We start from the raw sequence: 11,120 nt of genomic DNA on the forward strand, positions 1-11,120 counted from the left end.
TTTGGGGACTTCACGATATTTCTGCAAGGCCGAGATTACCTAAAGAATTGACGACTTTTACCCTGCCTTATGATATACTTGTTACAATGTGGAAAGAGATGAAAGAAAGCTTTTTGTCTACTGAAAGATGGGCTAAAATTGCCCATAGGAGGTGAAAAATAAATGTTGTCTAAAATAGGAAGGATAATCATTCTAATAGTTATGGTATTGAACGGCTTGTTGTTCATCAGCAATATCTATGCCTTGGGAAACCAAGAAGCAGCGATAAAAATGCACGATGACATAGCTCCTACAGCAAGTGCTTTGATGGTTAATGCCAAAGTCATCATTACCTTTATGGTTGGGATTCTCTATGTTATTTCAGCCTTTGGTATTATTAGAAAAAAGTACAGCTTAGCCCTTGCTGGAATAATAGGATTTGTCCTCTTTGATGGTTTCTACATTCTTGAACTCATTATGTGGGCTAAAATTCATCCACGGATATGGATTGATTTTACTATATTTGGAGGAGTTAGCCTATTGATTGGAGTCTATTCTTGGTGGCACTTTAGAAAAAGAGCAAAAGTTGCCTAACAGCGGATAAAAGGGAAATTATTGATTTCCCCACTTAGTGACTATTCAGCCACTGATTAACACGGATTAGCAGAGGATAAAATAGAATGAGTTTAAAATGCGGATATAAGGAAAGATCCGATCAAATGCCTTATGCCCATCATAACCAAGGGGTGGCCGAGTAGGGGAGGGTAGATTATGCACTCGCCTGCGAATCTTCTCGGAAACCAAAAAAACCTGCTTCTGCTCAGGCAATGCCTGTTTCTCTGATTCCTCTTGAATCTTCTGTAATACCTCTTGCGATTCCCCCTTTTTGTCCTTAACAGCATTCATATTGTCAAAGCTCTAGCACCCTTTCTTTTGCCTTGTCTATTTTGCTGTATGTGTTTAGTTCCTGTAAGAAATTCTTTGGATAAACGAATTACTCCATTCGCTTTCTGTCATTCGTTTCATTCGTTATAAATCCAGATTTAGCTTAAAAAACACCAGGAGGCAACTTTCAAATAAACCTCTTGCCAAATAAGGGTTAGATTGTATAACATTTATATATGAAACCTGGCATTGATATTGGTTCAATAAGTCTAAAGATTACATTATTGGATGATAGCGACATCCTTATCAATTATCTACAGTGCACAAGGAATTAGAATGAGAAAATTAAGATTATATCTTGATACATCGGTTTGGAATTTTTACTATGCTGATGATGTACCAGAGAAAATGGAAATAACAAAGCAATTTTTTGAAAATCTAAAGTCAGGAAAGTATCAGATATATTCTTCTGGTGTAGTGGTTAGAGAAATTGAAGATGCTGATGAAAAGACCGTATCAGAATTAGTAGCCTTAATGAAAGAATATATACCAATAATGTTAGAGATTAATGATGAGATTGATGAGCTTGCGGATATTTATATTGCAGAAGGTGTTATCTCTGAAAAGAAAAGAGATGATGCCTTGCATATCGCAATTGCTACAGTTAATGAGATGGATGCATTGGTTAGCTGGAATTACCGACATCTGGCTAACCTTAATAAAAAAGAGAAGGTGCATGCTGTAAATATTATGCAGGGGTATCTTAAGGAGTTAGAAATGATAACTCCTATGGAGGTGATTGGTGATGAGTGAGGAAAAGAAACTAATAGAGGTATGGAAGTGGAAAGAAGATGTATATGAAAAAACCAGAAATATGACACGGACTGAGCGTATATCATTTTTTAATAAAGGTTTGGAAGATTTAAAAAAAAGGATTACTTTTAAAGTAAAGGAAACCATCCCCAGAAAAGCTGATGTTGAAAAATAGGGTTTGGGTTTTAAACTTTACCGCCCCCTCCTTACTTTTCAGCAGACACAAGGTTAAGGAAAAGTAAGAAGACAAAACCTTATTCAAAAGTCAAAACTATGGATCTGAACTCTTTAGCCGTATTTTGTAAATTCCCTTACCAAGAGCAATTCCTGTCTTTGGATTCTCTTTTAAAATCCTTAAGAGTTCCAAAAGGTCAGTTTTGATATGGGGATAGCTTTTGTGAAGAATGCGAACTTGTTGCTTAAAATATTCTGTGGGGATTGCCTTATAGCTCATTCAAAAAGTTCTCAAGGGTTTCTTCTCCTAATTTCCCTTTTCTTTGCATCTTTACTTCCTGACAGGCTTGCTTAAGACCAAACAGAATTTTTTGCTTTTCCCTTAAGCTATCTAATTCTTCAGTTACATCCTTTCATACCTTAAGTGGAAGGATAATTTCTCTAGCCTTGCCCTTTTCATCAGTAATATATCTACAAGAAGTAGCTAAACTTGGCATAATCTACCCCCCTTATTAACAAAATCATCATTGTTATACTGAAACAAATTGATTTTGGGTGTAACATATCTTATTCTATCAAAATTTTTATCCCTTTGCAATAAAAATTGTGAGTAATCACCTATTAGAAATGGCTTTCAGCCTATTCATTATTCGCCTATAATCTTTACCTTTGGCAAAACGGGGTTGGCAATTTTCTATAAGGATGGGAATAATACGAGAGGAAACGATTCTTTTATCAGCAAAGATACAGGTAAATATAAAACTTTCCCTCCCATCAAGCCTTCTTTGGTCAAAGACAAAGTTACCTAAACTATAAATGATAAACTTCCCCTTATATTTTTCTACACCCTGGATTACATGGGGATGATGACCTATTACCAAATCTGCACCGTTATCAATGACTCTGTGGGCATACTCCTTTTGTTCATCTGATGGAAATGGTGCAAATTCAGCCCCCTAATGAAAGGATACAATAATAAAGTCAACCGTTTTCCTGATACTTTTTATCTCTTCTATCATACCGTCAATATCCGTCTGATTAGGCCCTGGTAGATCTTCAGAATATGCTATCCCTTCAAGAGGCATAGTTACACAGGCTAAAAATGCAAAAGTCATCCCTTTTTTCTCTATTATCGTTGCCCTTGATGCTTCTTTCTGGTCTTTACCAGCTCCTGTTGTGTAAAAACCATTTCGTTCCAAGATTTCCTTTGTATCTACAAAAGCATTCCTTCCATAATCAAGTGTATGGTTGTTCGCCAGACAAATTATATTAAACCCAGATTTTTTTAATCCCTCAACAAACTGCGGCTCTGCCCTGAAGGTATAAATTTTACCCAAAGGGTCGCCCCTTTCTGATATTGGGCATTCTAAATTACAAAAGGCTAAATCATGCGATTTGATAAAGTAAGCAGTATTCTCAAATGGGTAATTCACACCTTTTTTCTCAATTATTACCCTTACGCCCCTATCAAGCAATATATCTCCTACAGCACAAAAATTTACTTCCTCTCCTGATGCGTAATGTTCTGGATAAAATAAAAACAGAAGACAGGATAAAATGATTAACATTAGCAAAAATTAAGACCCAGAACTATATATGTATCTTGGTCTTGGAACATTATGAGCAGGCCTATTTAATAAATATTCTTTTATCCAGTCTGGTAAAGGAGGTGCTTTGCCTTGTTTCAGCATTTTTTGCCATTTCTCATCGGTTAGCCTATCACTAGCAGGATGAATAAACTCATAATAGGAAAAAACCGCTCCTCGGGTCAGTTTCAGATAACCATCTATACTCAACATCAATTGAATTTCAAGAATTCTATGTGTATGAAAGAAAAAAAAGAAATTCTAAATCCACAAGCACGAAGGATTTTGGAATGCGAAGCAAAAGTGAAACCATTTAGGATTTTTAAATGATTACTTAAAAACCAATTTTGTTTCAGTATAGACATCCTCTGGCTTATAAACAGAGATTTCAGAAATCTCTAAAAATACCTTATCGTTTGTGGCTAATGTGTTACACTAATAGGAAATTGCACAGTCTTACCCGTAGATTCGTTGGTAAAAGCAAATTCTTTTTTTTCCATAATCTTAAGCTGCTCGTTTGCATTCAGTAGTTCAATACCATAAACCTTTCCATCGGGAGAGATGTCAATATTTAATTCATCGCTTATCTGTATAGTTTCAATCCCCCTAGTTTTTTCTTTAAATCTTATATATCCAATATTGTATCTTTGATCATAGGTTATTTCCATAGATTCACCTCCTAAAAATATTTTACCAAAACTGTAATTACAATGAAATTCTCATCTTCTTTAACTGCATATAGCTCTATCTGTTTTGTTTTATACTTCTTACCTCTCCATATACTTTCACAAGCAAAATTTCGTCTAAACCCTATTCGTCCAAATTTTGCCCGAAACCTTTCTCCCTCCTCAATGGTCTTTATTATCTCTTCTTCAGTTGCCCCTCGTTCTTTAAGTCGTTCTTTAGCATGAGGATGTATATCAATAAAATGGGGTTGGGTCATACCCATAATAATGGGTCAATCCTATAAATTGCAGGGATTGTTTTAACCATATTCTTTTCATTACAAATGATACAATAAATTAAAGCATAAATCAAGGATAAATTTGCTTACGGATGAAGGCTCAAGGGTGAATGGTCAAGGGTGAAGGGTCAAGGTGAAGGGTCAAGGCTCCCTACCTCCTACCTTCTCTTAAGTTGCTCTATTTCCTGCTTTAGAAGGTCAATCTAGGTTTAAAAAAATGAACCTGTCCCCTTTTTTACCGAGAGTATTTTCATATCAACGCTTAACCGTATTTCTAATTTCAATATTTCAAAGCTATCTAAAAACAAAGTCAAGGGTAGCTTGGTCTTTATATCGGCTGTAAACTTAAAGTTGGTGCGTGCGGAATATTGCAAAGTTAGGACTTGAAGGTCAGCTACTTATAAATAGGTGAACCCTGCCAAAGGCTATTTAACCATCGGAATAGTTTCGCTCATTAAATGGACACCCTGAATGGCCAAAACTTCCAAACAACACAGAGTATATTCTAAAGGAGTTAGAGTTAGCGAAATAGTTTAGGAGCAATGAAGTCATTTTTTGCCAAAGTTTAGATCTTAACTTAAAAAGGTGAGTAAATACGAATATATAACTGATGGTGATTTGCATGGGTTAAATGTTAAAATTATAGAAATAAGAAAAATGATTAGCGCCATTATTAAAAACTAACCACTAATCACTGACTTGTTATGATATGCTGAATAGTTACGAAATATTTACTTCTTACTTTCATCATTATGAATGCAAATATAAATGAGGTTTTCCTTTCAATTCAAGGAGAAGGGCTTTTGCTGGGGAAAAGGCAAATTTTTATTAGATTTTCTGGATGCAATTTAAGGTGTGATTTTTGTGATACAAAATATGCACAAAATAAAGCAAAAGAATGCGTTGTATTTGATGAAAAAATAAAAAACCCAATATCTCCTTCCCTTCTTCACAATATAATTAGAAAAAAAGCACCCTTTCATTCCATTAGCCTTACAGGTGGAGAACCCCTTTTACAAGCAGATTTTATAAAGGAATTTCTTTATTTTAAGGAATATTTTGTCTATCTTGATACAAATGGCTCTCTTCCGGATGAATTTGAAAAAATAAAGGGGCTAATTGACCTTGTTTCTATGGATATAAAACTTCCATCGTCAACAAAAGAAAAGCCCCTTTGGAAAGAGCATAAAAAATTTCTTAAAAAGATAAGTAATGGCTTTGTAAAGATGGTTATTACCAACGAGACAAGCAAAGATGATTTTTTGGAGGGGATAGGAATAATAAAAGATACAGACTTTAAAATCCCTCTTGTTATCCAGCCAGATGGAAATGTAGCCTTTGACAGGCTTTTTTCTTTTCAAAAGATGGCATTAGAAAGGCTTTCTGATGTTAGAATAATCCCTCAAATTCATAAAATATTAGGGATAAGGTGAAAAGATATTGACAGGGTAGCAGTTTTTAAGGTAAAATTTTATTGTGAAGAAAAAGGGAAGGCAGGTTATATCATTGGCGTGTTCTAATTGTAAGGAAAGGAATTATTCTACAATGAAGAATAAAAAAACGCAAACACAGAAGCTTGAACTTAAAAAATATTGTAGAATTTGTAGGGTTCACACCCTACATAAAGAGACAAAATAGGCTCGTGGCTCAACTGGCTAGAGCACCGGTCTCCAAAACCGGGGGTTGCGGGTTCAAGTCCTGCCGGGCCTGGGTAGAATATAAAGGTTAAGGATAAATTAAAATTTAAGGAGAAAACAGGAATTGGAGTAAAGGACCAAGAAGAGATTTTGTTAGGCTATGAAGGAGCAAAGCGACAGAATAGCCCTAGAAAATCCGAAGTTCACAAGTCCTGCCGGGCCGGAAGTAGTTTTTAGTTTTGAATTTTAAGTTTTGAGTTTTTATGTATCCAATAAAAGAGCGAACAAAATTTTGGTATGAAAGAGGAAGGGCTTTCTTGAAAGAGGTCTGGATAGAAACAAACCCCAAAACAGGAAAGGTTTCCTGGCCAGGAAAAAAGGCAATAATAGGCTCAACAATTGCTGTTTTAATTTCGGTTGTTATCTTTAGTTTATATTTAGGAATTGTTGATTATATCTCATTAAATATAATGATGTTTTTAATAAAGTGAGGTGATGAAATGAGCGAATGGTATGCTATCCATACATACTCTGGACAAGAGAATGCTACAAGAACCAATATCGTAAATAGGCTTAAAGCATTAGGAGGGGAAGAAAGGGTTTCTAAGATAATTATTCCAACAGAAGAGGTTTCAGAGATAAGGGGTGGAAAGAAAAAGATAACAACAAGGAAGGTGTTTCCAGGCTATATCTTTCTTGAGATGGACCTGGATGACAATATTTGGCATATTGTAAGGTATACACCCGGTGTATTTGGCTTTGTTGGAACAAAAGCAAAGCCTGTAGCCTTAAAAAAAGAAGAGGTAGATGCAATCTTTAGAAAGATAGAAGAGGGAACAGCCACAGTTCAGCCAAAGGTTATCTTTAAACCACAAGAGAGTGTAAGGGTTATAGATGGACCATTTGCGAATTTTATGGGTGTTATAAGGGATGTTGATCTAAAGAGGGAGCGTCTTCATATAATGGTAAATATTTTAGGAAGACAAACCCCTCTTGAGCTAGAATTTTACCAAGTAGAGAGGTTATAAAAAATGGCAAAGGTAGTAAAGAAAATAAAGCTTCAGATACCAGCAGGAAAGGCAAATCCAGCCCCTCCAATAGGTCCTGCATTAGGTCAGGCTGGAATAAACATTATGGAATTCTGCAAAGCCTTTAATGAGAAGACAGGGAACATGGAAGAGGGATTGATTATTCCCGTTATTATTTCTGTCCTTGAGAATAAAAAATTCACATTTGACCTAAAAACGCCACCTGCTTCTGTGCTACTAAAAAAAGCAATAGGCTTGGAAAAAGGCTCTGATAATCCAAATAGAAAGAAGGTAGGAAAAATTACGAGGGAAAAGATCGAAGAAATAGCAAAAAAAAAGATGGCTGACCTTAATGCAACAAGCATGGAAGGTGCAACAAAGCAGGTAATTGGAACAGCACGAAGTATGGGGATAGAGATAGAATAGAAGATAGGTATTTTGATTTTATAGTATGTGTTTAGATGTCCTATATTTAGGTACAAAGTAAATAAATCCTCATCCCCAATGACAAACAAATTCCAATGACCAAATCCCAATGACAAACAAAATCCCAAATCCCAATGACCAATGACAAACAAAATCCCAATGTCCAAATCCCAATGACAAATTCCATATTGATTGGACATTTGGATTTGGAAATTGGACATTACCCCACAAGGGGTATATTGGACATTGAATCATTGGACATTTATTGGACATTTGGATTTGGAAATTGGACATTTTTAGTTCGTGCTTTAGATTTAAAATTTGAGCTAAACACGTACATTTTATATAATATTTTTTGCTTTTATCTTAAGTTTTGCTGTCAAAGCTTAAGTTAAGCACTAAAAAGCATTTTAATTAACTCTGTTCCTTGGGCAAGGAAAATACCATTCTTTGCCTCTTTTTCATTAAAGCAATTTCCTTTTCCCTTTTCCAATTTTCCTTTTTCCCATATAACAAATGGTGTTGGATCTGATGTATGTGTTCCAAGGGATATAGGTGTAAGATGGTCTGATATTAAAAGAATTCTTACATCACTAGCTAAATTAGAAAGGATAAATCCCAATATCTTCTCATCAATCTCCTCAATTGCCTTTATCTTTTGCTCTAAATCCTTATTGTGTCCTGCTTCATCTGGTGCTTCTATGTGGATAAAGACAAGGTCATTATCTTCTAATGCAGAAAGTCCATATTTTGCTTTATTCAAATAATTTGTATCAAAATAGCCTGTTGCTCCAGGAACATCTATTGGTTTTAATCCTGCCAATATACCTAGCCCCTTAACAAGGTCAACAGCAGAGATAACAGAACCCTTGATGTTAAATTTTTCTGTTATCTTTGGAATGTCCATCTTAATACCACCACCCCAGAGCCATATCATATTTCCATATTCCCTTCCCCTTAAAATATCCCTTGATGCCTCCATAAGGCCTGTAAGGATTGGAGCTTCGCTACCAGAAGGAAAATGTAATAGATAATCTTCTCCTGTAATATTATGTGGCGGTGTACAGGTAATGTTAAAGGGATTAGGGATTAGGAAAGAGGAAAGAACAAGAAGGTGTCTATAACTTACCCCTGGATAAAATTTTATTTCCTCCCTCCCCAATTCTTTATCTACAAGCCTTATAATTTCAGATGCCTCGTCTGTTTTTATATGGCCTGCACTAAAATCCTTCATTATTCCATTCTTTACTGTAACAAGATTGCACCTAAAAGCAACCTCATCTTCTTTTAAAAAAACACCCATACTTGCTGCTTCTAAAGGTGCCCTTCCCTTATAATAAACCCTTGGGTCATATCCTAATAAAGAAAGGCAAGCAACATCAGAGCCAGCTGGCATATCTTCTGGAATGGTTCTTGTTGTCCCAATTATTCCTTCTTTTGCTAACCTATCCATATTTGGGGTATATGCCATTTCAAGGGCCGTCTTTCCTTCTATTGGATAATCAGCCATTCCATCAGGAACAATGATAAGATATTTCATTGCGAATTATGAAAATAGGTCAATAAGAAGACCCTGTATTTCATCTATTGTGCTGGCAAGCCTTAAGACATCCCTTTCCTTTTTTAAAACCTCATCTGTTAAAAGAAGGAGGTTTTCGTCTATCCTTTTTAAAATAAGATGAACCTTTTGTGTTTTAGCAAACCTTCCACTTTTCTTTTCTTCAAGCTGCCAGATATTTTGCACAGCATATTGGACAAATGTTGCAACAAGCTCCTTATAATTTATAAGGTTTTCATAAGTTGGGCTATTTAGAAGAACCTTTCCCTTCTCCTCTATTTTTAAGATAAGGCCTGAAAGCTCCTCCTTTAATGCCTTCAGGGTTTCTTCCCTGATTTTTTCAGCAAATGGATGTTGTTTTTCCTCCTTTTCCTTTACTATTTGTGCCTTTTTTGTCCTTTTTCCCCTTCCTACACCCATTGCCTCCTCAAATTCCTTAAACCTTGTATGTGCCTCTTCAACCTTCATCTTTATACCTTTTTTCTATCTGCTTCATATTATCCCTCCCATATCTTTCAAGGAAGGCATTTGCAATGATAAATGCTGTCATTGCCTCTCCAATAAAAGATGCGGCTGGGACAGCACAGACATCAGCCCTTTCAACAACAGCTTTTGTTTGTTCCTTTGTCTCTATATTTACTGATAAAAGGGGCTTCTTTAGGGTTGGAATGGGTTTCATAGCACATCGGACAATAATTGGCTCTCCATTGCTTACTCCGCCCTCAATTCCACCTGCATTGTTTGTCTTTCTATAGAATTTATTTTTGTAAAATATCTCATCGTGTGTTTCTTTTCCAAACCTCTTTGCCGCTTCAAAACCAAGGCCAATTTCAACGCCCTTTATTCCAGGAATGCTCATCAATGCAAAGGCAAGAAGGGAATCAAGCCTTTTATCCCAATGGACATAAGAACCCAAGCCAACAGGAACATTCGTTGCCCTTACCTCAAATATTCCACCAAGTGTATCGCCATCTTCTGATGCTTTGTCTATTTCTTTTATCATTAGCTTTTCTTTTATGGAATCTGCACAGAATAAAGGTGAACCATTTATTTCAGCATATGTTTTAGGAGACCTCTTTGTCCTTATCTTTCCAATTGAAACAACATATCCTAAAACATCAATACCAAAATTAGAAAGAAAGCCCTTACAAACGCAACCAACCGCACACCTTGCTGCTGTTTCCCTTGCAGATGCCCTTTCCAAGACATTCCTTATATCAGAATGTCCATATTTTATTGCTCCAGCAAGGTCAGCATGGCCTGGCCTTGGAGAAAGAATTGGTTCTACTTTATCCCATTTTTCCCTCCAATTCTCCCAATCCCTATTTTTTATATTCATACATAATGGACTTCCTAGTGTATACCCCTTTCTTACCCCTCCTGTAATCTCTATTTCATCTTTTTCAATCTTCATCCTTCCTCCCCTTCCATAGCCCATCTGCCTTCTTGCTAATTGGCAATTTATCTTTTCCTTGTCTATAAAAAGCCCTGCTGGAAGGCCTTCAAGGATTACAGTTAAAGATGGACCGTGAGATTCACCTGCTGTTAAAAATCGTAGCATTTATTTTTCTTAAGATGAACTTTATTAAATCTTCAGCTAAGCCTATAACCTCTTGTGCATTCTCCTTAGTTAATAATGCATTTGGTTTATACCTTGCCTCGTTTCTTATCCTTAAAGCAATATTTAACTTATGACCTATCTCTAGTGCTACTTCGTTTGTTTTTATATATAGACGACCAAACAAAGTGACTACACCGCCATAACTTCCTGGTAGGTCATCTTGTTTTAAAAGGATGAGTGCCTTTGTTGCTAGCTCAGCAGAGTTGTATGCCGCATCTATTGCCAGACGTATCCTTTTTTTCTCTAAAACCTCTTTTGCTCCCTCCAGATATTCTTGTGAGAGCTCTGTTATATCCTTCATCGCCTCTCTTTTTATTTCTTCTTTTTGTCGAGTAGACATTTTCTATAACCTCCTATATGTTATTTTATGCCCCTCACAGAACCGTGCTTGTGGATTTCCGCAACGTGGCTCTTCAGCAATGCTTCCTCTATACGAGGACAGGGCATAT

General features: G+C 36.0%; 18 protein-coding genes, 1 tRNA gene and 1 pseudogene. 9 read left to right on the forward strand and 11 right to left on the reverse strand.

Features of this window, described 5'->3' with window-relative positions:
- Positions 1-162 precede the first annotated feature (162 nt).
- A complete protein-coding gene (locus AB1630_06865; GenBank protein ID MEW6103519.1) occupies positions 163-573 on the forward strand; it encodes a hypothetical protein in 411 nt (136 codons plus the stop codon).
- A gap of 66 nt (positions 574-639) precedes the next feature.
- On the opposite strand, the gene AB1630_06870 is transcribed toward AB1630_06865, so the two are convergent.
- Positions 640-885 carry a hypothetical protein gene (locus AB1630_06870; GenBank protein ID MEW6103520.1) on the reverse strand — a complete coding sequence of 82 codons (246 nt, stop codon included), beginning with the start codon at positions 883-885 and terminating at the stop codon, positions 640-642.
- 315 nt (positions 886-1,200) lie between these two features.
- On the opposite strand from AB1630_06870, the gene AB1630_06875 reads away from it, so the two are divergent.
- Together AB1630_06875 and AB1630_06880 are read left to right on the forward strand one after the other, a co-directional pair.
- Positions 1,201-1,677 carry a type II toxin-antitoxin system VapC family toxin gene (locus AB1630_06875; GenBank protein MEW6103521.1) on the forward strand — a complete coding sequence of 159 codons (477 nt, stop codon included), beginning with the start codon at positions 1,201-1,203 and terminating at the stop codon, positions 1,675-1,677.
- Positions 1,670-1,852 (forward strand): hypothetical protein, encoded by a 183-nt coding sequence (locus AB1630_06880; GenBank protein ID MEW6103522.1) that lies wholly within the window; start codon positions 1,670-1,672, stop codon positions 1,850-1,852. Before AB1630_06875 ends, AB1630_06880 begins: the two co-directional genes overlap by 8 nt.
- A gap of 96 nt (positions 1,853-1,948) precedes the next feature.
- On the opposite strand, the gene AB1630_06885 is transcribed toward AB1630_06880, so the two are convergent.
- From AB1630_06885 to AB1630_06905, 5 genes and pseudogenes are all read right to left on the reverse strand, one after another.
- On the reverse strand, positions 1,949-2,131 hold the full coding sequence (locus AB1630_06885; GenBank protein MEW6103523.1) for a hypothetical protein: 183 nt from the start codon (positions 2,129-2,131) through the stop codon (positions 1,949-1,951).
- Positions 2,132-2,465: 334 nt separating this feature from the next.
- A pseudogene (locus AB1630_06890) lies at positions 2,466-3,419 on the reverse strand (CapA family protein).
- 9 nt (positions 3,420-3,428) lie between these two features.
- Positions 3,429-3,650 carry a DUF3160 domain-containing protein gene (locus AB1630_06895; GenBank protein ID MEW6103524.1) on the reverse strand — a complete coding sequence of 74 codons (222 nt, stop codon included), beginning with the start codon at positions 3,648-3,650 and terminating at the stop codon, positions 3,429-3,431.
- A 209-nt stretch (positions 3,651-3,859) separates the two neighbouring features.
- Entirely contained in the window at positions 3,860-4,105 is a 246-nt protein-coding gene (locus tag AB1630_06900) for a DUF2283 domain-containing protein (protein ID MEW6103525.1), read from the reverse strand.
- Positions 4,106-4,116: 11 nt separating this feature from the next.
- Positions 4,117-4,386, reverse strand: a complete 270-nt coding sequence (locus tag AB1630_06905; protein ID MEW6103526.1) for a DUF4258 domain-containing protein — start codon at positions 4,384-4,386, stop codon at positions 4,117-4,119.
- 767 nt (positions 4,387-5,153) lie between these two features.
- Between AB1630_06905 and AB1630_06910 the strand changes: the two genes are divergently transcribed.
- The 6 genes from AB1630_06910 (at position 5,154) to rplK (ending at position 7,492) form a co-directional block, all read left to right on the forward strand.
- Entirely contained in the window at positions 5,154-5,834 is a 681-nt protein-coding gene (locus tag AB1630_06910) for a 7-carboxy-7-deazaguanine synthase QueE (protein ID MEW6103527.1), read from the forward strand.
- A 43-nt stretch (positions 5,835-5,877) separates the two neighbouring features.
- The gene (gene rpmG, locus AB1630_06915) at positions 5,878-6,039 is read left to right on the forward strand and encodes a 50S ribosomal protein L33 (protein MEW6103528.1); all 162 of its coding nucleotides are present in this window, start codon (positions 5,878-5,880) and stop codon (positions 6,037-6,039) included.
- A tRNA-Trp gene (locus AB1630_06920) sits at positions 6,038-6,111 on the forward strand. The genes rpmG and AB1630_06920 overlap by 2 nt, the downstream gene beginning before the upstream one ends.
- 190 nt (positions 6,112-6,301) lie before the next feature.
- Entirely contained in the window at positions 6,302-6,529 is a 228-nt protein-coding gene (gene secE / locus AB1630_06925; GenBank protein ID MEW6103529.1) for a preprotein translocase subunit SecE, read from the forward strand.
- Between the two features lie 9 nt (positions 6,530-6,538).
- Positions 6,539-7,066 carry a transcription termination/antitermination protein NusG gene (gene nusG / locus AB1630_06930; GenBank protein MEW6103530.1) on the forward strand — a complete coding sequence of 176 codons (528 nt, stop codon included), beginning with the start codon at positions 6,539-6,541 and terminating at the stop codon, positions 7,064-7,066.
- Positions 7,067-7,069: 3 nt separating this feature from the next.
- Positions 7,070-7,492 (forward strand): 50S ribosomal protein L11, encoded by a 423-nt coding sequence (gene rplK, locus AB1630_06935; GenBank protein MEW6103531.1) that lies wholly within the window; start codon positions 7,070-7,072, stop codon positions 7,490-7,492.
- Between the two features lie 69 nt (positions 7,493-7,561).
- On the opposite strand, the gene AB1630_06940 is transcribed toward rplK, so the two are convergent.
- From AB1630_06940 to AB1630_06960, 5 genes are all read right to left on the reverse strand, one after another.
- On the reverse strand, positions 7,562-7,747 hold the full coding sequence (locus AB1630_06940) for a hypothetical protein (protein ID MEW6103532.1): 186 nt from the start codon (positions 7,745-7,747) through the stop codon (positions 7,562-7,564).
- Positions 7,748-7,883: 136 nt separating this feature from the next.
- A complete protein-coding gene (locus AB1630_06945) occupies positions 7,884-9,032 on the reverse strand; it encodes a cofactor-independent phosphoglycerate mutase (protein MEW6103533.1) in 1,149 nt (382 codons plus the stop codon).
- Positions 9,033-9,038: 6 nt separating this feature from the next.
- Complete coding sequence (locus tag AB1630_06950) at positions 9,039-9,518, reverse strand: YaaR family protein (protein ID MEW6103534.1); 480 nt, start codon at positions 9,516-9,518, stop codon at positions 9,039-9,041.
- Positions 9,508-10,611: a chorismate synthase gene (gene aroC / locus AB1630_06955; GenBank protein MEW6103535.1), complete on the reverse strand. Its 1,104-nt coding sequence runs from the start codon at positions 10,609-10,611 to the stop codon at positions 9,508-9,510. The genes AB1630_06950 and aroC overlap by 11 nt, the downstream gene beginning before the upstream one ends.
- Complete coding sequence (locus tag AB1630_06960; protein ID MEW6103536.1) at positions 10,586-11,011, reverse strand: HEPN domain-containing protein; 426 nt, start codon at positions 11,009-11,011, stop codon at positions 10,586-10,588. Before AB1630_06960 ends, aroC begins: the two co-directional genes overlap by 26 nt.
- Between the last annotated feature and the right edge of the window lie 109 nt (positions 11,012-11,120).

Source organism: bacterium (genome assembly GCA_040753555.1).
Taxonomy (GTDB): Bacteria; UBA9089; UBA9088; order UBA9088; family UBA9088; genus JBFLYE01.

Bases quoted from the DNA above. Each gene is read 5' to 3' on its own strand.
- nusG (MEW6103530.1), top strand. From the start codon at position 6,539: ATGAGCGAATGGTATGCTATCCATACATACTCTGGACAAGAGAATGCT.
- AB1630_06905 (MEW6103526.1), bottom strand. From the start codon at position 4,386: ATGGGTATGACCCAACCCCATTTTATTGATATACATCCTCATGCTAAA.
- AB1630_06945 (MEW6103533.1), bottom strand. From the start codon at position 9,032: ATGAAATATCTTATCATTGTTCCTGATGGAATGGCTGATTATCCAATA.
- AB1630_06895 (MEW6103524.1), bottom strand. From the start codon at position 3,650: ATGTTGAGTATAGATGGTTATCTGAAACTGACCCGAGGAGCGGTTTTT.
- secE (MEW6103529.1), top strand. From the start codon at position 6,302: ATGTATCCAATAAAAGAGCGAACAAAATTTTGGTATGAAAGAGGAAGG.
- AB1630_06875 (MEW6103521.1), top strand. From the start codon at position 1,201: ATGAGAAAATTAAGATTATATCTTGATACATCGGTTTGGAATTTTTAC.
- AB1630_06940 (MEW6103532.1), bottom strand. From the start codon at position 7,747: ATGATTCAATGTCCAATATACCCCTTGTGGGGTAATGTCCAATTTCCA.
- rplK (MEW6103531.1), top strand. From the start codon at position 7,070: ATGGCAAAGGTAGTAAAGAAAATAAAGCTTCAGATACCAGCAGGAAAG.
- AB1630_06960 (MEW6103536.1), bottom strand. From the start codon at position 11,011: ATGTCTACTCGACAAAAAGAAGAAATAAAAAGAGAGGCGATGAAGGAT.
- AB1630_06910 (MEW6103527.1), top strand. From the start codon at position 5,154: ATGAATGCAAATATAAATGAGGTTTTCCTTTCAATTCAAGGAGAAGGG.
- AB1630_06865 (MEW6103519.1), top strand. From the start codon at position 163: ATGTTGTCTAAAATAGGAAGGATAATCATTCTAATAGTTATGGTATTG.
- AB1630_06950 (MEW6103534.1), bottom strand. From the start codon at position 9,518: ATGAAGGTTGAAGAGGCACATACAAGGTTTAAGGAATTTGAGGAGGCA.
- AB1630_06885 (MEW6103523.1), bottom strand. From the start codon at position 2,131: ATGAGCTATAAGGCAATCCCCACAGAATATTTTAAGCAACAAGTTCGC.
- AB1630_06880 (MEW6103522.1), top strand. From the start codon at position 1,670: ATGAGTGAGGAAAAGAAACTAATAGAGGTATGGAAGTGGAAAGAAGAT.
- AB1630_06870 (MEW6103520.1), bottom strand. From the start codon at position 885: ATGAATGCTGTTAAGGACAAAAAGGGGGAATCGCAAGAGGTATTACAG.
- AB1630_06900 (MEW6103525.1), bottom strand. From the start codon at position 4,105: ATGGAAATAACCTATGATCAAAGATACAATATTGGATATATAAGATTT.
- aroC (MEW6103535.1), bottom strand. From the start codon at position 10,611: ATGCTACGATTTTTAACAGCAGGTGAATCTCACGGTCCATCTTTAACT.